The organism is Aequorivita soesokkakensis (genome assembly GCF_001641085.1).
In the GTDB taxonomy this organism is placed as follows: domain Bacteria; phylum Bacteroidota; class Bacteroidia; order Flavobacteriales; family Flavobacteriaceae; genus Aequorivita; species Aequorivita soesokkakensis.
The window spans coordinates 185391-204935 of sequence record NZ_LXIE01000050.1; the positions used below are offsets into that span (position 1 = coordinate 185391).

The following is a 19545-nucleotide window of genomic DNA, read 5'->3' on the forward strand; positions in this document are numbered from 1 at the left end:
TTCAAATTTTCTTGCGCAAAATAAAATAAATATTGCAATTACAAAGTGCTTAATCTTTCATATAATCAAAAAGATATTTCTCGAAACCCCAATAGACCAATTTTAAAAATAGCCCGAAAAATATTGTAAATGTCCAAGCTTCCAAATTGTCAATTGGGTTTGTGATTATTTCAAAAACATCTGTAAAAAGGATAAAGGGATTGTGAAGAATATCCCAGGAATTCCATCGTAATACGCGCCCGAGATACATTCCAAAACTTACCGCAAAAGAAAGGATAATCAGGGATTTTAAAACTATTTTTTGGTTGAAATGTTTAATGCACAATTGCTTCATTTCCTTAATGGAAACTACATAAAAAGCGAGTCCCGTAACTGCAAAAACCGCAATCATCAAACTGTCAAAACCAATCCATTCCAGTGGGCTTAAGCGCAAGTGGATAAAATCTGTCAATAAATAGGGCGCATTGGGGAGAAACAACAACCAAACTATTAATAAAAAGTACAGTTTCAGCTTTTTAATCTGTTTTTGGTTTTTCATATAAGTGGAAATGAAAAAAGGAATCATGGCCAAGAATAGGTTCCAAACCAAAAAAAGATAGAAAAAGGAATGGGTTATTTTTAAACGAACGGAAAGCAGAAAAATGCTAAAAACCGTCAGTGAAAAAAGAGGAAACCAGATGTTGAAACGATCAAAGAGAAATGTTTTTAAAGTCTTCATTTTTGATGTATATTTTTTCGATTAATAAAATAAGTAAAAAGCCCAGTGTATAGGCAACCAAGTCTCGCCAATCAAACACGGAACCAATAATGGTCAATAGTATTTCTGAATGGATATTGAGTTTTTCAGCTAGCTTGAATAATTGGAGCAGTTCCACAAAATAGGCAAAAGCCAATACGGAAACGGCAGTTTTGAGAACGTGATTTTTTATAAAGATTTTTATAAAGCAATATATTAGAAGTATAACCAGCACATCGCCCAAAAAACCTCTAATAAAGTGATTGAAATGAAAATAGGCAATGGCAATCTCTATTGCAAAGAGAATGCTTGTTCCTAAAATATGTCTTGTCGAAATATAAAACTTCATTGTATTGCTATTTTTTCTCCCAAATATTTTGGTTGCGAATCAAAAACAATATCGAGGCAGGCTTTGGTTCGCGCCAAGTATTCCCGAAGTTCTGTTTTTATTGAATACTTTCCCGTTACCGTTTCGGCGTTAAAACCTATTGCGGCAATTCCTTTTTGTTTTGCCAGGAAAATTGCTCGTTCGTTGTGAAATCTTTGTGAAATAACCGTAAAGCTATTCAGTCCAAAGATTTTTTGTGCCCTTAAAACAGAATCCAAAGTGCTGAATCCGGCATAATCCAAGACTATTTTTTCTTTGGGTATTCCCAGTAGAATTAGGTCTTTTTTAAAAAGCAAGGGTTCGTTGTAACCTATTCTGCCATTGTCGCCGCTCACTAAAATAAAATCAATCTTTCCAGCTTTAAAAAGTTTCTCGGCCGCTTTTATTCTGTATAGATAATATAGGTTTATATCGCCATTGGCCATAAATTTTGAAGTGCCCAAAAGCAAACCTACCTTATTATGCGGAATTTCTTCGGTACTTTGAAATGTTTGGTTTTCCGTTTCCAAAAGCACGTAAGTATCCAAACAAATAACGGCAAACAATCCAAATGGGCTTAGCAATAAAGCCCATTTGTAAAGTTTTGCAATTTTACTGAAAAGTGTTTTCATCTTTTTCAATCGTTATTCCAATCAATCCGCCGTGAGGCAAACATTATGATTGCTAGGATTAAGAATAGACCAATGCTGCCTACCAAAAGCGCATAGTTTTCCAATTGGATAATCACATAAATAAATCCATATAACGAAGCCAACGAACCGCAGATGAGCAACGGAAATTTAAAGCCTTTTAAAATGGCGCGCGAATAGACCGTTATCAACACAAGTACCGAAATTGCGGCAACGGCATACGCTTTAAAGAAATTACTGTGCTCCGAAATGGAGATGAGCAGCGTATAAAACATTACCAAAGCCAAACCGATCATCATATATTGAAAGGGGTGGATATAAATTCTGCTAACCAATTGTATCAGTAGAAAGACCAACAATGTTAGCCCGATAACCAAAATACCGTATTTGGCTGTGCGTTCGCTCTTTTGATATTCGTCCACGGGAATGATAAGTTTGGTGCCGAAAGCGGAAGCTGAAAGATCTGGCAGATGTCCAAAAAAAGATTGCTCAAACTGTCTGTTTATTTGCAGGATGCGCCAAGTGGCCGTAAATCCCTCTTGGCTTATTTCCTTATTGGTGTCTTCGGGCAGAAAGTTGCCGTCAAAACTGGGGGAGTGCCAGTTCGATTTCATCGTGGCATCGGTTTCTTTTCCTATAGGTAAAAACTTCAAACTTTCACTGCCGTTTATTTTTAAATCGAAGGAAAAGGGTAGCGATGCAGCGAATATTTCCTTGGCGTTTGCAATGTAATAGCTTTGGATAGTGTTCAAATATTCCGTGGAATACTGTGGCGTCATTGAAAGTGCTTCCGAAGCTAAGTTTACAACCGGAGTGGTTTTTATTCCCTTTAAATTTGTGGTTTTTAGAAGAACGGTCGCTTTTTCCCAAAGAATATTTTCCTCGGGAATATCAGTATCCGAAAAATCAATTGTGGGGAAGTTTCCCTTTACGCCTATTGCAGCGGAATAGACAACCGATTCATAAATGCTTCGGTTCAGCGGTTTCGTATCAACATTTGATGTAATATTCAATTTATCCGGAAAGAAGTAAGCGTGCTCTATCGTTTCCTTCGTTTTCGTATAATAGGCGTTGCTTTTTTCATTGAAAATTTTTTCTTCAGAAATGACTTTATAAGGAATTTTGACGATGGGGCCGGAGAGCAAGACCTCGTTTCCCCATTTTTGATTTATTTCGCGCACAACTTCTTCCTGTCTATACGCCCGTTCATTGATTAGTGATTTTACGAATTCCAAAGGAATCAATAAAACCAATAATAAAAATCCTACCACGAGCATGCGCGCGGTGATGGAGTTGCGCATCCAATTGCTGAATCTACTTTTTTTCTGTTCCATAATTTTTGTGTTAAAGGTTAAATGCCATTAGTTAATTGTTTGTGGACTGTATTGAAATTCATCGTATTGATATTGAAGCTTTTGAAGTTTCAATAATTGTTTTTCGGAAAAAATTACTTTTCTAAACCCTTCAAAATCTGTGTGCAATAATTTTTTGAAGTCAAAGTGGTGGAAGGTGTTGATCTGTTTACCAATCAAGTAGGAGTTGTAATAATAGGAAGCATATTCCGGGAGAAGGGTGGTGCCCAATAAAAGTACGCCCGTTAAATAAGGCGTTCGTTTGCCGTTGCCGTAGCATAAGTATTGAAGCGCAATTTCGTCTTCCACATTGGTGCCGAAACCGGACAATACATGATAGGCATCGTGACGTTCCACTTTCCCAATAAGTTCGAAACCATTTTTATTGAGAAATGCGCCTAATTTTTTTCCGAAGCTTTCATTTGGAAATTCAAGTAATTCAGCGGTGCTGATTCCCCAGGGTTCTTTCTTTTTGAATTTCAAATAAATTTTTTGGGAACATTCAAAGAGTTTCTCAATAAGTTTTTTCCGTAGTTTCATGTTCTTAAAGTACTTTGTTTTTCAAAGTGAAATGATAAAAAAATATAATTATTATGTTTTCGGTTTTTGAATCAATTTCTCAAGAGCATCAATATGCTTTTTGAATTCGGCCTTTCCCAGCTTTGTGGCTATGTAATTTGTGTTTGGCTTTCTTCCCACAAAACTTTTTTCCACCAAAATATACTCTGCCTGTTCCAGAGCTTTTATATGACTGGCCAGATTGCCATCGGTAACATCAAGCAGTTCCTTAAGCCTATTGAAATCTGCATCCTCGTTCACTACAAGTATGCTCATAATTCCCAAACGGATGCGATGGTCAAAAAGTTTGTTTATGTTGTCTATGATGCCCACTTTTAGCTTTTTCTTTCTTTAATATACATTATACTTCCATAGATAATATGGAAAAGCCCGAAGCCCAAGAGCCAGAACCATAGTCCGTAACCTGGAAGTGCTGCGCAAATTAGCCCTATAGTAATTTCGGCATAGCCCAAATATTTTACGTTACCGATGGTGTATTTTGAAGCGTTCACGAGTGCCAGTCCATAAAAAATGAGCATCAGCGAAGCGGTTAGCCCGTAATGTTGGCTGTTCAGCTTTATAATTATGTAGATTCCGCCGGTAATTAAGGGAATTAAAAAGTTTATGAGTAAACGACGGGTGGTGGCATCCCAAATTTTCTCATTGTTTTTTTTTGCTTTTTGGGTCGTCAACAGATAAGCAGTGACTACGCTGAGAATTGCCACGGAAGCCAGGAGCGCGAGCAAGAGTTTAAAATTCCAACTGTGGAGGGTAAGAAATTCGCCCGGTTTTGGGAAAAGATATATGTATGCTATTGCCGCTCCAATAATAGCATAGACTCCAGCAAAGATACCGGAGAGCCCGCTCAGCGATATAAAACGGGAAGAGCGGTTCATTAAGTTTTTAATTTCGCTTATGTCTTTTAGATAATCCTGATTACTCATAATAAAGTACTTTGAAAAACAAAGTAAATATAAAATTGTTTATTAGCCAAATAAAATCCTGAAATATATAGAGTGGTTTTATGGCAATTAAATTAAGTAGGAGAAACCTTACGTTAAAAAAGGGGGAAATCCCCCATGAAATTCAGGGTTTTTCCTCTTGACTGGTTTACTTCTTCTTCGCATCTTTACAGTATCAAATTAATTGGGGAGTTAATTTAGACAAGAGGTTAAAAGCTGTTTCCAAAAAGGAGCAGCTTTTTCTTTTTTCAGCATATTCTGAAATATAAAAACAGGAAAAACCCTTAAAAAAAATGGGGGAAATCCCTCTTGACAGGTATTTGTTTTTAGCCTGATATTTGAATACTTATTTAATTGGGGAGTTTTATAAGTATTGAGGTTAATTAGCTGCTCCCTAAAAAGGAGCAGCTTTTTCTTTTAAAAACCAACAGTTCTTATTTTATAAATTTTGTTTTTAGCCAAAGCGCCCTGCCATCAACTGATGGCAGGGCGCTTTATTTTTACAAATAACTTTAAGTTATAATTGATTTATAGTTTTCCGTATTGCTACAAGATCTGTCAACAGTTTTTCAAGCAGATTTAAATTGAGCATATTGGCGCCATCGCTTTTTGCGTTTGCGGGATCAAAGTGGGTTTCAATAAAAATTCCATCCGCGCCGGTTGCAATTCCCGCGCGGGCAATGGTAGAAATCATTTCGGGTCTTCCACCTGTTACGCCTACACTTTGGTTGGGTTGTTGCAAACTGTGGGTTACGTCCAAAACTACGGGTGCGTATTGTTTCATTGTGGGTATTCCCCGAAAATCAACAATCATATCCTGATAGCCAAACATTGTTCCGCGGTCTGTGATAACAACTTGTTGGTTGTTGCAATCGGTTACTTTGGTCACTGCATGTTTCATACTTTCCGGACTCATAAACTGTCCTTTCTTCAAGTTTACCACTTTTCCGGTTTCTGCGGCAGCAACCACCAAATCGGTTTGGCGAACCAAGAATGCGGGTATTTGTAGCACATCCACATATTCTGCTGCCATTGCGGCATCGCTTACTTCGTGAATATCGGTAACAGTGGGAACATCAAAGGTTTCGGAAACTTTTCGGAGGATTTTCAATGCCTTTTCATCGCCTATTCCTGTGAAACTGTCAATCCGGCTTCGGTTTGCTTTTTTGAAACTTCCTTTAAATATGTATGGAATTTCCAGCTTGTCTGTAATTTTTACAATCTTTTCGGCAATTTGCATCGCCATTTCTTCGCCTTCAATGGCGCAGGGACCCGCGAGGAGGAAGAAATTATTGGAAGTTGTATGTTTTATTTTTGGGATTAAATCAAGTTTCATACTATAATTTTAATAATGTAAAGATAGGTATTTTACTATTCTGATATGTCGTCAAGCTAACACTGCTTTGTTTCATTTATTCCAACCTCATATTTCAACTAAAATAAACACCCAACTTTTATTTCTAATCCACTTAGAAACACTACTTTTGCACCCTCTTAAAAAAAGGAGCATTGTTATGAAAATCAAAAACATCGCCATTATTGCCCACGTTGACCACGGTAAAACCACATTGGTTGACAAAATTATGCACCACTGTAGTATTTTCCGTGAAAACGAAAATACTGGAGAACTTATCCTGGATAACAACGATTTGGAACGCGAAAGAGGAATTACTATTACCTCTAAAAACGTTTCAGTTATATATAAGGACACAAAAATAAACATTATCGATACTCCTGGTCACGCCGATTTTGGTGGGGAAGTAGAACGTGTATTGAACATGGCCGATGGGGTTTTGCTTTTGGTTGATGCTTTTGAGGGGCCAATGCCACAAACCCGTTTTGTATTGCAAAAAGCGATTAACCTTGGTTTGAAACCTTGCGTTGTTATTAATAAAGTTGATAAGGAAAACTGTACGCCAGATGATGTTCATGAGTCCGTTTTTGATTTGATGTTTGAATTGGGTGCTGAAGAATGGCAGCTCGATTTCCCAACCGTTTACGGTTCTGCGAAACATAACTGGATGAGCGAGGATTGGAAAAACCAAACCGATAATATTGAGCCTTTGCTTGATATGGTTTTGGAACACATTCCATCGCCAAAAGTGGAGGAAGGCACCGTGCAGATGTTGATCACTTCTTTGGACTTTTCATCCTTTACAGGTCGTATCGCGATCGGTCGCTTGCAAAGAGGTGTTTTAAAAGAAGGAATGCAAATTACTTTGGTGAAGCGGGATGGCTCTAAAACAAAATCAAAAATAAAAGAACTTCACACTTTTGAAGGCTTGGGCCGTAAAAAAGTTGCAGAGGTACAAGCTGGAGATATTTGTGCCTTGGTTGGTTTGGAAGGTTTTGAAATTGGTGACACAGTTGCTGATGCTGAAAACCCCGAAGCACTTAAAACCATCGCTATTGATGAGCCAACGATGAGCATGCTTTTCACAATTAATGATTCGCCTTTCTTCGGAAAAGATGGAAAGTTTGTCACTTCTCGCCATATTAAGGAAAGACTTGAAAAGGAATTGGAGAAAAACCTTGCGTTGCGCATGCAGCCAACGGACAGTGCAGATAAATTTATGGTTTTTGGCCGTGGGGTTTTGCACCTTTCGGTTTTGATCGAAACTATGCGTCGCGAAGGTTATGAACTTCAAATTGGTCAACCACAGGTTATCATTAAAGAAATTGACGGAGTTAAATGTGAACCAGTTGAAGAAATGACAATCGATTTACCGGAAGATGTAAGTGGAACCGCCATTAATATGGTGACCATACGTAAAGGTGAAATGGTAAGTATGGAAGGCAAAGGTGATAGAATGGTATGTAAATTCATCATTCCATCCCGTGGAATTATTGGGATGCGTAACCAATTGCTTACCGCAACTGCCGGGGAAGCTATTATGACACACCGTTTCTTGGAATACCAACCTTTGAAAGGCGGAATTCCAGAAAGACAAAACGGAAGTTTGGTTTCCATGGAATTAGGCCAGGCTATTCCATATTCTATTGATAAATTGCAGGATCGTGGACGTTTCTTTGTGAATCCTAACGAAGATATTTACGAAGGTCAGGTTATTGGAGAAAACAGCCGTCAGGATGATATGACTGTGAACATCACTAAAACCAAAAAGCTTTCAAACGTTCGTTCCTCTGGAGCTGATGATAAAGCAAGGATTATTCCAGCTATCAAATTTTCTTTGGAAGAGGCTTTGGAATACATTCAAAAAGACGAGTATGTTGAGGTTACCCCAAACCACTTAAGGCTTCGAAAAATCTATTTGAAAGAAGTGGATCGCAAAAGAAATAAATTGTAAAAAAAGAAAATCGCTGAGCAACTCAATAAACTCGGCGATTTTTAGTTAATTTGTTATCGCCGAAAGGCAAACGTAGTATAAAACAATAGGTATGAATTTTCTTTATTTCGATCCAGGGCTGGGAGCAATGATAGTACAGGCGGTAGTGGCAGCAGCAGCTGGCATTTTGCTTTTTTCAAAAAATGTTATGTATAAGGTGAAATCTTTTTTCGGATTGGTAAAAGAAGAGGAAGATACTTACGATTCAATTGACATTGAAGAGGAAGACACCAATACAGATGACAAAAAAAACTGACGCACACCAAGCTTCATTCCGAGATCCTTCTGGATATATTTTTTATGATGGAAAAACCCTTCGAAGGGCCATTAAACCTATATATTTTCCACAATACAATAAACTGAAAGAAAGCGGTTTTTTTAAAAACCTAATTTCGAACGGTTTGCTTATATCGCATGAGGAAACCTCGGTTTCTTCGGAAGAAATAATCATCACTCCGGAAGAAATTCCATTCATTACCAATCCTTATGAGTGGAGCTTTGAGCAATACAAACACGCCGCACTTCACACTTTAAAAATTCAGAAATACGCGCTTTCAAAAGGGTTTATTTTGAAAGATGCCTCTGCTTACAACGTAACATTTCACAAAGGAAAACCTGTTTTTATAGATACCCTTTCTTTCGATTTTTATGAAGAAGGAACACCGTGGCGCGCTTACAAACAATTCATAACGCACTTTTTTGGACCGTTGGTTTTGTCAAAATACCACGGCACCGAAATCTTCAAAATGATGCAAACGCACATTGATGGAATTCCCGTGAAATTGATTGCCTCAATGTTGCCAACACGTTCCAAGCTAAGTTCAATACTTTATCCAAACATTCACTTGCTCGCCAAAATGGAAAGCAAGCACAGTGAAGACTACAAAGCCGAAACCAAAATTGCGACCCTTTCAAAAAAATCGCAGGAAAATATTTTGGAAAGCCTTTATGATTACATAAAAGGTTTAACGCTAAAAGAAGCCAGCGAATGGGGCGATTATTACAACAAAACAAATTATGATGAAGCCGCTTTTGAAGCAAAAAAAACGCTTATAAAAGAATGGATAAAGCCATTATCGCCACAAAAACTGATTGATGTTGGAGGGAATGATGGAACTTTTGCACGAACGGTAATTGACAGTGTGCCGCATATAATCGTTACCGATATTGACAGCAACGCGGTGGATTATAACTACAAACAACTTCAAAAGAATAAGGAGACGAATATGCTTCCTTTTGTTTGTGATGTTTTGCAACCCGCACCGGGCATCGGTTTCAACAATACGGAGCGCAATTCCTTAATTGAGCGTTTGGCGGATTATGCGCCGGATGTCACGATGGCTTTGGCTTTAATTCACCACATCACACTTTCGGGCAATGTTCCTTTTGAAAAATCGGCTTCGTTTTTTGCTTCCTTTTCAAAAAATCTTATCATTGAATTCCCGACCCGTGAGGATTCTTGGGCGCAATCACTTTTGGTTCGCAAACGCGAATTCATAAACCACTTCGATTTTTACAACGAAACGGAATTTGAAAAAGGGTATCTTAAATATTTCGATTTAGAAAAAAAGGAGGTCGTAAAAGGCACAAAACGTTTGCTGTATCTTCTGAAAAACAAAAATAATGAAGTATAAAAAGAAGCAAGGTTTTTTCTCGAATTTTTTAAATAACGGGAAAGCCTATCCTTTGCTTACGGCTGTTGCGGCTGGACTTTACCCACTTTTATTCTACTACACAAACAATTACAAAATGATAAATTCCTGGGGGCACTTGGGGTATTTTGTAACACTGTTTCTTTTGGTTCCCTGCGTTGTATTTTTTGTTGCACATAAAATATCGGGAATTGGTTTTCTTAAAAAATTGCAACCTTTCGTACTTCCTTTTTTAAATTTTTTCTTTTTCTTTTCATATCTGAATGTAGCGCTCTACGCCGGTTTTAGCTGGATGCGAATGTTTATTGTTTTTGGGATTGCTGTTTTGCTAACGGTTTTGCTTCGTAAGTTTTTCAAAAAAATAATTGTTTTTCAGTTGATTTTAGCGGTGATCGGTCTTTTCACGTTAACGCCAGTAGTTTTAAAACAGCTAAATTATTCAAAAGAATGGATGAAGCAGCCGGACAATATTGAGGCTGCCACATTTAAAAAGAAACCAAACATCTACTATATTCAGCCCGATGGATATGCGAATTTTTCGGAATTGAAAAAAGGAAATTACAATATTGAAAATGCCGAGTTTGAAAGCTTTTTAGCGGAAAACAATTTTAAGGATTACCCCAATTTCCGAAGTAATTATGCAGCAACATTGCCCACCAATAGCGCAGTGTTTATGATGAAGCACCACTATTACAACAACGGGTCAGATTTTACCGAAACTATTGATGCGCGTAATGTTATTGTTTCCGACAATAGCGTGCTCCGCATTTTGAAAAACAATGGGTACCGCACTTTTTTTCTTACGGAACAGCCCTATTTCTTGACGAACAAACCAAAAATGGGTTATGATTTTTGCAATTTTTCAAGCAAGGAAATCAATTTTGTAACTACGGGAATTGGAGATCCTAAAGATGTAATTGCACCCTTTAAAAACTATTTAGAAACCTATCCCGAAGGACCAAATTTCTTTTTTGTGGAAATATTCAATCCTGGGCATATCACCAATAAATTGGCAGATTCAAAAGGAGTGGAAGGCGAACGTGAACACTATATTGAAAGTTTAAGGGAAGCAAACAAAAAACTAACGGAACTCACAAAAACCATACTCGCAAACGACCCCGAGGCTTTGATAATAGTTATGGCAGACCACGGTGGTTTTGTGGGAATGACCAACACTAGCGTATCATACACAAAAAATACCAGTCCAGATTTTGTAAACTCCATTTTCAGTACCATTCTCGCCATTCATTGGCCAAATGGGGAAGTTCCTGAATTTGACAATAAATTGAAAACTTCAGTGAACTTGTTTCGTATTCTTACCGCTTATCTTAGTAAAGAACCTTCGTATCTTGCAAACTTGCAGCCTGACAAAAGTTATATAATCATCAATTTTGACGCTCCGCAGGGGGTTTATGAATATTTGGACAACGAGGGCAATGTGGTTTTTAATAAGAAATGATAAAATCTAAAAATACACAGAAGAACACCAAAAAGGTTTTGGGCAATATTTCATCTAATCCCTTTTTTATAGGGGTTGCAACTGGTTTATATCCGCTGATTTTTTACTATTCCCGAAATTTTGGAATGATCAATTCATGGGAGCAGTTTGGGTATTTTTTTGCTCTTTTTTTGCTTTTTCCCATAGTTTTATTCTTCGTTTTAAAATGGCTGTCCAATCTTTCCTTTTTAGGAAAATGGGGAAAATATGTACTTCCCTTTTTTAATGTTTTTGTTTTTTTCTTTTTTATAAAAATCATTTTATACACCGATGTTGAACGAAAAATAATATTGGGAATCTTTATTATTTCTGCTTTAATAACTTATTTTTTGCATAAACATTTTAAAAAATGGCTCGCCGTCCAACTGCTTTTGGCCGTAATTGGGTTTATAGGTTTAGTGCCGATTTTAATGAAATATTTGAATTATTCTTCCGAATGGACACAACAGCCAGACAATATTGAAGAGGTTGTATTTCAGAAAAAGCCGAATATCTATTACATCCAGCCTGATGGTTACGTAAATTTTTCTGAACTTGAAAAGGGGTTTTATAACGTGGACGATTCAGATTTTAAAACTTTTTTGAAAGAAAACGATTTTAAAAATTACCCCAATTTCCGCAGCAATTATATTTCCACCTTAACTTCCAACAGTGCTACGTTTATGATGAAGCACCATTATTACAATAAAAACACTGATTATAAGGAAATGATCAATGCACGAAGAAACATTATTTCCCAAAATGCAGTGCTTACAATTTTCGAAAATAATGGCTATAAAACACATTTTATTACCGAGCATCCGTATTTAATGGTGAACCGTCCAAAAGTGGGCTATGATTTCAGCAACTTCACTTATGCCGAAATTCCCTATATCACTACAGGGTTCAATGTTGTAAAGGATGTATATCCCGATTTGGAAAACGCCATTGCCTCGAAAAGTGATGACGGAAATTTCTTTTTTATCGAAATATTTGAACCCAGTCACATATCCAGTACAAAAGCTGCCTCGATGGGAAAGGAGAAAGAGCGGGAGCATTGGCTTGAAAAAAGGAAAATTGCCAATGTGAAAATAAAAAAAATGGTAAACCTTATTGTTGAAAAAGATCCCAATGCTTTAATAATGATTATGGCGGACCACGGCGGTTTTGTGGGGCTTGATTATACCCATGAACTTTATGAAAAAACTACCGATCGGAATAGTATTTATAGTGCTTTTAGCGTAATGTTGTCTATCCGTTGGCCCAACAATGAAATCCCTTCCAGCGATTCAAATTTAAAGAGTTGTGTAAATGTTTTCCGTGTTTTATTTTCATATCTGGGCAACGATGAAAAATATCTGGAACACCTTCAAGAAGACAAAAGCTATTTAATCTTAAAAGAAGGAGCAGCTGAGGGAATATATGAATATATAGACGAAAAAGGAGACGTTGAATGCAAAAAAATCTAACTTGCACTATTAATTTACTTTAAGTGTTCAATTCCTAAACATAATAAAAAGCTTTGGCTAATTATTCCGTAAAAAAATATACCTCGAAAGATAAATTGCTTTGGCAGACTTTTTTGCGCAATGCAAAAAATGTTACATTCCTGTTTCATCGTGATTTCATGGAATATCATTCCGATAGATTTGAGGACCATTCTTTACTGATCTTTAAAAATGAAAAAGTGGTTGGGCTATTGCCGGCCAATATTTCAGAAAAAACATTGTTCAGCCACCAAGGGTTAACATACGGCGGATTGTTGCTTAATGAAAAAGTAAAATTTCAGGAAGTGGCCGCTATTTTTAAAAATGTACTTCAGTGGCTTGACGAAAATAAAATTGAAAAACTTCAGTTAAAAGTAATTCCAAGTATTTACAATTCAATCCCTTCCGATGAAATGGATTACCTGCTTTTTTTAGTTGGAGCAAGGCTTTTAAGAGTTGATCTTTTAAGTGTGATAGAAAAACAGCATCCTTTGAAAATCGCATCAAATCGTTTGGAAGGCGTTAAAAAAGCACAGAAAAATAATTTAAGGATTGAGGAAAGCAATGATTTTGAGCCCTTTTGGAATACTATTTTAGCTCCCAACTTGGCGTTGCGCCACAATGCATTGCCTGTTCATTCGGTGGGTGAAATAACTGAACTGGCGAGCAATTTTCCAAAAAACATACTTCAATTTAATGTATATAAAAATGATGAAATTGTAGGCGGAGCGAACATTTTTGAAACCGAAAATGTAGCGCACGTGCAATATATTTCAGCAAATGAAGATAAACAGCAGTTGGGAACATTGGATTTTTTGTTTGAATATTTAATAAACAAACGCTTCAAGGAAAAGAGGTATTTTGATTTTGGAACTTCAAATGAAAATCAAGGAAAGAATATAAATGAAGGATTGCTATATTGGAAAGAATGTTTTGGAGCCCGAAGTATTTCACAATCATTTTATGAAGTGAAAACAGCAGATTATAAAAAATTAGAAGCCATATTTATATGATTCCATTTTTAGATTTAAAAGCAATCAACCAGCGATTTGAAAAAGAATTTCAAAACAGTTTTCAGCAGTTTTTGGATTCTGGATATTATATCCTGGGAAGCCAAGTGAAACTATTTGAGGCAAATTTCGCGCGTTATTGTGGAACAACGCATTGCATAGGCGTCGGCAATGGCTTGGATGCGCTACGATTGATTTTGGAAGGCTATAAAATACTTGGAAAACTAAAGGAAAACGATGAAGTTTTGGTGGCTTCAAATACTTATATCGCAACAATTTTGGCGATAAAACAAGCTGGTTTAAAACCTGTTTTGGTGGAAGCGGACCTTGCGACTTATAATTTCGATTTGGCGTCACTTCAAAAATCTATTTCAAAAAAAACAAAAGCGATAATGCCGGTGCACCTATACGGACAACTTTCGCCAATGGAAGAAATTTTAAAAATTTCCAAAGAAAATAATTTGTTGGTGATTGAAGACGCCGCCCAAGCCCATGGCGCAAAAGCAAAAGATGGAAAACGCTCAGGAAATATAGGCGATGCTGCAGGTTTCAGCTTTTATCCCACCAAAAACCTCGGTGCGATGGGCGATGGGGGAGCCGTTACCACAAATGACGATGCCTTGGCTGAAGTAATCAAAAAGCTAAGAAATTATGGCACTTCCATAAAATATGTCAGTGATCTTATAGGTTTCAACTCACGGCTTGACGAACTGCAGGCTGCGTTTTTAAATGTAAAATTGCCAACCGTAGATTCTGATAATGAAAAGCGAAGAGTAATTGCTAAAAAGTACATTTCTGAAATAAAAAATAAAAAAATCACACTTCCGCTTTACGACGGCAGTGAAAATCACATATTCCATCTTTTCGTGGTTCGCGTGCAAAACAGAAATGCGTTTATAGAACATTTGGACCGAAACGGAATTGGCCATTTGATCCATTATCCTATTCCACCGCACAAGCAGCAGGCACTTTCGGAATATTCCCATTTAAAATTTCCTATAACAGAACAAATCCATAATGAAGTTGTAAGCATTCCCATGAGCCCCGTGCTTAGTGAGGGCGATGTGAAAAAGGTAATATCAGTTTTAAACAGCTATTAATTGAAAATTCCCCAATCTATACGCGGTAATCTACTTTTAAAGATGACTTCTTTAAATGCTGGGGTTATCGTTGTGCGGCTGGTCATTTCGTTTTTTATTCAGCGTATGCTGGCGTTGATGGTTGGCGAAGCGGGAATAGCGAAAATTGGTTCGTTGCGTAATCTTTTGGAAATACTAAGCTCTTTTGCTTCCGTGGGTATTTTTAGTGGTATAGTGAAATATGTTGCAGAATATAAAGAGGACAAAGAGCAACTGCAAAAACTTTTTTCCACAACTTTTGTTTTCACGGTTTTTGGAACACTACTGGTTTCTTTGGTACTGTTCTTTGGGGCTGATTATTTAAGCAACACTATTTTTGATTCTCCCGATTATATTTATCTCATAAAATTATTGGCGGTCATTGTACCATTTATTAGTATGTACCGTGTTTTTAACGGTATAGTTAATGGACTTTCGCGATACAAAAAATTGGCTGGAATAGATCTTTTCAGTTATATTTTAAGTGCCATTCTTACCGTTGTTCTATTACTAACAAATAATATTGATGGTGCGCTGGTTGCCATTGCTATTACTCCCGCCTTACAATTTTCTGTATTGCTTTTTATTTTTGTAAAAGTGCTTCGCGAATACGTTCAGTTTTCAAAACTTACGTTCAAAATACCATTGGCGAAGGAATTATTGGCTTTCTCGTTAATGTCTTTCTTTTCTACCGTTTTATTGAATTATGTTGAAATAGACATTAGGGTGATGATACAAAAACGAATCACCATGGCAGATGCGGGAATCTGGACCGCAATGACGAATATATCCAAAAACTATATGGTTTTTTCCAGTGCTATCTTCACATTATATGTGCTTCCAAAATTCGCTGGCATCCATAATAAAACTGACTTTAAAGTAGAGCTTTTCAATGTTTACAAAACATTACTGCCTCTTTTTGGCGTAGGGATGTTGCTTATTTATTTTTTGAGGGATTACGTAATCCAAATTATATATCCAGATTTTCACGCAATGGGCCCACTATTTAAATGGCAGCTTTTGGGTGATTTTGTCCGGTTGGCAGCTATTGTTTTAGTCTACCAATTTTTGGCAAAAAAAATGGTGCGCAACTTTATATTTTCAGAAATAATATCGTTAGCGCTTTTCTATATTCTTTCCTATTATCTCGCCGGCATTTACGGTGTTGAAGGAGTAGTAATGGCACATTTTATTAGATATGTTCTTTATTTTTTTGTTGTTTCTTTTTTGGTGTTTAGATATTTTAAAAAGCAAAAAAGTAAATCTTAAAGTTATATATTGAGTGTAGTTTAAAAAGTGTTACAACAATTTTAATGCATGCTAGAATCTAAAAATTCATATAGACAGGTAATGAAGGCCACATCGCTTTTTGGGGGTGTTCAGGTTTTCAATATTCTTGTTTCTATAGTGCGTTCAAAATTTATTGCCCTTTGGATTGGTCCTGCTGGATATGGAATTGCGGCACTCTTTACCTCAACATTGGGGCTTATAAGCGGGATGACCGATTTTGGTCTTGACAAAAGCGCTGTTAAAGACATTTCATTTAATTCTGAAAACCCTCAAAATGTTTCGCGAACTATTCAAATTTTAAAAAGGTTGGTTTCGTTTACGTCAGTTTTTGGAGCTTTGGTTATGATTATAGCTTCACCGTGGTTGAGCGAATTTGCTTTTGAAAGTAAAGAATATACTTTTTCCTTTGTTTGGATTTCTATTGCACTTTTGTTCAAACAGCTTTCAAGTGGCCAATTAGCAATTTTACAAGGCCTTCGGAAATTAAAAAAGCTAGCACAGGCCAATTTATACGGAAATCTTTTTGGATTAATAATAACGCTTCCTCTGTACTATTTTTATAGGGTAGATGCTATTGTTCCTGCTATAATAATATCCTCTTTTATAGCCTTTATCTTCACCTTTTATTATGCAAAAAATACTGAAACTGAAAAAGTAGAAATTTCAAATAAACAAGCTTTTTCTGAAGGTAAGCCAATGATTTACTTAGGAGTAACGCTGAGTATAAGCGCCATGATAGGGCTGTTGGTAGCCTATCTAATCCAGATTTTTATAAGCCAAACTGGAGGGATAGCCCAAGTGGGATTTTACAATGCTGGCTTTGTGATATTAAACTCCTATGTAGGTCTCGTCTTTAATGCAATGGGGACTGATTACTTCCCAAGGTTAGCTGCAATTTCCGATAAAATTGAACAAGTACGCAAAACCGTTTTTGAGCAGGCTTATATTGCCATTTTGCTTATTACGCCAATTGTTGTTGTGTTTTTGATCGCTGCTCCTTTAATTATAGTTCTTTTGTATTCCAAAGAGTTCACTCCAATAATTAGTATGGTAAATTGGGGCATTTTAGGGATGGCCTTTAAAGCGGTTTCTTTTGCTATGGGCTATATTATTATTGCGAAAGGAGATTCCAAAATCTTTATTAAAACAGCCATTGGCTTTAATACTTTACTCTTGGCGGGCAATATTCTGGGTTACTATTTTGGCGGACTTGAAGGTTTGGGCATTAGTTTCCTTATTTATTATATTATTCACTTTATTGGGGTACGGATTATAACGAAGTATTATTACAATTTTTATTTTGAAAAAGGGTTTTATGCCATATTCAGTGTATGCATCTTGGTGTGTAGTTGCGCTTTTTTGTTGACATATCTTGAAAATCCATTCTTAAAATATATTAGCCTTTCAATATTGGCAGTGTTTTCTTTTGTATTTTCATATATTCAATTGGACAAAAAGATGGACATAAAAGAACTGTTTTCTAAGATTTTCAAAAGAAAAAAATGATAGAATTTACGAAGAAGATATATCGAAAAATTAAAGGTAAATATCATTATTATAGGGCTGTCAATTGGATTAAGACCTACTATTTCAATTATAAAAAATTTCCAAATTCAATAGCAAAAAAACTTCCAGTATTTATTTATGGAAAACTGAAACTTTCAAGTATTGAAGGTGAATTTATTATAGATGCCCCTATTAGTAAAGGAATGATTGGCTTTGGAAAATCATTTGAGTTTCCCACAACAAGCAAAGGCGTTTCTGAACTTTCACTCAATGGTACTTTTATATGCAAAGGAAATGTTCAGATTGGAAAAGATGTATGTATCCAAATTGCCAAAAACGCCTATTTTGAAATGGGCCATTTTTCCTGTCTCGGCTCAGACATAAAAGTGATTTGCAAAGAAAAAATTGTAATAAAAAACTTTGTCCGCATTGGCTACCAAACACAACTTATTGATACCACCATCCATCAAATGATTGATACAAAAGGCAACACAAAATTGCCAATGACCGCCCCAATTGTCTTAAACAGCAACACTTGGATTGGAAATAGAACAACAATTATGAAAGGTACCGTTACACCAGAACAGTGTATTGTGGCTTCAAACTCATTGTGCAATAAAGATTATACTGCTTATGGCAATAATATTTTGATTGGCGGCATGCCGGCTAAACTTTTAAAAGAAGGCATTGTCCGGGATTGGAAAGGAGAACAGGCTATGTTAGAAAAATCTGTGGTTATAGCGTAAAAAGCACTTCTTCGCTATTGCCAAGCTTCAATATAGCTTTCCGCTATCTTTTTAAAATTGTGTTGCTTCTCTATAAAAAAGTTGGCATTTTTTCCAATCTTTTCAATCATTTCAGGATTTTCAATTAACCAACTTAATTTTTCTACCAATTTTTCAATATTTGGCAGTGCATTTAGGCAAACCTCATCTTCTTTTAAATTATAGTGGTCCAGAAATTCTTTTTCAGCCCCAGTAAAAACAACCTTTCCCTTTGCCATTGCTTCCAGGGCGTTATAACCTTGGTCATAAGCAAAAACTTGATCCAAAAGAATATGTGCAGAATTATACTTTTCAATATATTCTGAATACGGAATATTTTCAGTTGAAATGATTTTAACTTTTGAAGGATATTTTTTTTGAATTAACTCAAGTGCGGCTTCAAAATAATCATTTCCCTTTTTGAAATAATTCGCCCGATTGACACCGTGAAAAATGATGATTTTTTCTTTGATGGGAAGTGGGTGGTATTTCAGTTTTTCAGTATTTATTGGGTTTGGAATAAGTCCCAAATATTTCGCATTCCCAATTAACGGAATATCATAATCCAAATCGGAAGCAATTATTCCATCCACATTTTCAAAAACAAAATCGTGCAATTTTTTGTATTCGGGTTTCAAATATTTCAGGACGGGAAAAAATTCTTTTTCGGAAATTTTCCCATCAAAAAAAGGCGTAAAAATGGAATAGCGAAACTTTTTTTCATAGGCATATTTCACGCTGATATAATCCGTGCCGCAGGAAAGTAGAAAAAGCTTTGAGTTGTTGTTTTTTAAAATTGAAATAATTTCCTTTTCGTATTTGGGCAAAATCCCGAACGGACTTTCGTTTATTAATTGAACAACATCAAAACCTTTAAACTTTTCTTGTTGTTGAAAAAATTGTTTTTTCAAGGATCGTGAAGTAATATCCAGTCCGAAAAGTTTAAACAGACCAACCTTCAATTTCTTGGAAATTCCTGAATTATATCTTGGCTTCAGTAAAACGTCAGAAGGATACCCTTTAAAAGCATCCCCTGTTGAAACAAGCGTTACAGTATGCCCAAGCGCGATTAATCCTTCTTTTAAGGAATTGTGCAACCTGCTGTATTCGCCCACCAAAAGTATTTTCATATTTCTTTTTTTTTAACGCAAAAGACCCAAAGCAAAGCCACAAAATTCACAAATATTTCTCTTTGAATTTTGTGGAAAACCTTTACGAACTTTGTGGTTAAATTTCATAAACCTTCGGATATAAGTACTCTTATAAAGT

19 protein-coding genes are annotated in these 19545 nt (G+C 36.2%); 10 read left to right on the forward strand and 9 right to left on the reverse strand.

Annotated elements, in window-relative coordinates; all coding sequences use genetic code 11:
* Nucleotides 1-49 precede the first annotated feature (49 nt).
* The 8 genes from A7A78_RS14440 to kdsA form a co-directional block, all read right to left on the reverse strand.
* Nucleotides 50-718 (reverse strand): DUF1361 domain-containing protein, encoded by a 669-nt coding sequence (locus A7A78_RS14440; protein WP_068763174.1) that lies wholly within the window; start codon nucleotides 716-718, stop codon nucleotides 50-52.
* Nucleotides 690-1085 carry a ribosomal maturation YjgA family protein gene (locus A7A78_RS14445; protein WP_068763175.1) on the reverse strand — a complete coding sequence of 132 codons (396 nt, stop codon included), beginning with the start codon at nucleotides 1083-1085 and terminating at the stop codon, nucleotides 690-692. The genes A7A78_RS14440 and A7A78_RS14445 overlap by 29 nt, the downstream gene beginning before the upstream one ends.
* Nucleotides 1082-1735 (reverse strand): SanA/YdcF family protein, encoded by a 654-nt coding sequence (locus A7A78_RS14450; protein ID WP_094746169.1) that lies wholly within the window; start codon nucleotides 1733-1735, stop codon nucleotides 1082-1084. Before A7A78_RS14450 ends, A7A78_RS14445 begins: the two co-directional genes overlap by 4 nt.
* A gap of 5 nt (nucleotides 1736-1740) precedes the next feature.
* Complete coding sequence (creD, locus tag A7A78_RS14455; RefSeq protein WP_068763177.1) at nucleotides 1741-3087, reverse strand: cell envelope integrity protein CreD; 1347 nt, start codon at nucleotides 3085-3087, stop codon at nucleotides 1741-1743.
* A gap of 27 nt (nucleotides 3088-3114) precedes the next feature.
* Nucleotides 3115-3645 carry a Coq4 family protein gene (locus A7A78_RS14460; protein WP_068763178.1) on the reverse strand — a complete coding sequence of 177 codons (531 nt, stop codon included), beginning with the start codon at nucleotides 3643-3645 and terminating at the stop codon, nucleotides 3115-3117.
* A 51-nt stretch (nucleotides 3646-3696) separates the two neighbouring features.
* On the reverse strand, nucleotides 3697-3996 hold the full coding sequence (locus A7A78_RS14465; protein ID WP_068763179.1) for a winged helix-turn-helix domain-containing protein: 300 nt from the start codon (nucleotides 3994-3996) through the stop codon (nucleotides 3697-3699).
* A gap of 2 nt (nucleotides 3997-3998) precedes the next feature.
* Nucleotides 3999-4607: a hypothetical protein gene (locus A7A78_RS14470; protein ID WP_068763180.1), complete on the reverse strand. Its 609-nt coding sequence runs from the start codon at nucleotides 4605-4607 to the stop codon at nucleotides 3999-4001.
* A 535-nt stretch (nucleotides 4608-5142) separates the two neighbouring features.
* Nucleotides 5143-5961, reverse strand: coding sequence for a 3-deoxy-8-phosphooctulonate synthase (kdsA, locus tag A7A78_RS14475; protein WP_068763181.1), 819 nt, complete (start codon nucleotides 5959-5961; stop codon nucleotides 5143-5145).
* A 178-nt stretch (nucleotides 5962-6139) separates the two neighbouring features.
* Between kdsA and typA the strand changes: the two genes are divergently transcribed.
* The 10 genes from typA to A7A78_RS14525 all read left to right on the forward strand — a co-directional run bounded on the left by typA (nucleotide 6140) and on the right by A7A78_RS14525 (nucleotide 18258).
* Nucleotides 6140-7933: a translational GTPase TypA gene (typA, locus tag A7A78_RS14480; RefSeq protein ID WP_068763182.1), complete on the forward strand. Its 1794-nt coding sequence runs from the start codon at nucleotides 6140-6142 to the stop codon at nucleotides 7931-7933.
* Nucleotides 7934-8024: 91 nt separating this feature from the next.
* On the forward strand, nucleotides 8025-8228 hold the full coding sequence (locus A7A78_RS14485) for a hypothetical protein (RefSeq protein WP_068763183.1): 204 nt from the start codon (nucleotides 8025-8027) through the stop codon (nucleotides 8226-8228).
* Nucleotides 8212-9606 carry a nodulation protein NoeA gene (locus A7A78_RS14490; protein ID WP_068763184.1) on the forward strand — a complete coding sequence of 465 codons (1395 nt, stop codon included), beginning with the start codon at nucleotides 8212-8214 and terminating at the stop codon, nucleotides 9604-9606. The genes A7A78_RS14485 and A7A78_RS14490 overlap by 17 nt, the downstream gene beginning before the upstream one ends.
* On the forward strand, nucleotides 9596-11083 hold the full coding sequence (locus A7A78_RS14495; protein WP_068763185.1) for a sulfatase-like hydrolase/transferase: 1488 nt from the start codon (nucleotides 9596-9598) through the stop codon (nucleotides 11081-11083). Before A7A78_RS14490 ends, A7A78_RS14495 begins: the two co-directional genes overlap by 11 nt.
* Nucleotides 11080-12570 carry a sulfatase-like hydrolase/transferase gene (locus A7A78_RS14500; RefSeq protein WP_068763186.1) on the forward strand — a complete coding sequence of 497 codons (1491 nt, stop codon included), beginning with the start codon at nucleotides 11080-11082 and terminating at the stop codon, nucleotides 12568-12570. Before A7A78_RS14495 ends, A7A78_RS14500 begins: the two co-directional genes overlap by 4 nt.
* 53 nt (nucleotides 12571-12623) lie before the next feature.
* Nucleotides 12624-13601, forward strand: coding sequence for a GNAT family N-acetyltransferase (locus A7A78_RS14505; RefSeq protein WP_068763187.1), 978 nt, complete (start codon nucleotides 12624-12626; stop codon nucleotides 13599-13601).
* The gene (locus A7A78_RS14510; RefSeq protein WP_068763188.1) at nucleotides 13598-14698 is read left to right on the forward strand and encodes a DegT/DnrJ/EryC1/StrS family aminotransferase; all 1101 of its coding nucleotides are present in this window, start codon (nucleotides 13598-13600) and stop codon (nucleotides 14696-14698) included. The genes A7A78_RS14505 and A7A78_RS14510 overlap by 4 nt, the downstream gene beginning before the upstream one ends.
* Complete coding sequence (locus A7A78_RS14515; RefSeq protein ID WP_068763189.1) at nucleotides 14699-15985, forward strand: O-antigen translocase; 1287 nt, start codon at nucleotides 14699-14701, stop codon at nucleotides 15983-15985. It abuts the gene before it with no gap.
* A 48-nt stretch (nucleotides 15986-16033) separates the two neighbouring features.
* Nucleotides 16034-17512: an O-antigen translocase gene (locus tag A7A78_RS14520; RefSeq protein ID WP_068763190.1), complete on the forward strand. Its 1479-nt coding sequence runs from the start codon at nucleotides 16034-16036 to the stop codon at nucleotides 17510-17512.
* Nucleotides 17509-18258, forward strand: coding sequence for an acyltransferase (locus tag A7A78_RS14525; protein WP_242649285.1), 750 nt, complete (start codon nucleotides 17509-17511; stop codon nucleotides 18256-18258). The genes A7A78_RS14520 and A7A78_RS14525 overlap by 4 nt, the downstream gene beginning before the upstream one ends.
* Nucleotides 18259-18272: 14 nt before the next feature.
* Here the strand turns inward: A7A78_RS14525 and A7A78_RS14530 are convergent, their stop codons facing one another.
* On the reverse strand, nucleotides 18273-19406 hold the full coding sequence (locus A7A78_RS14530; protein WP_068763191.1) for a glycosyltransferase family protein: 1134 nt from the start codon (nucleotides 19404-19406) through the stop codon (nucleotides 18273-18275).
* Nucleotides 19407-19545 lie beyond the last annotated feature (139 nt).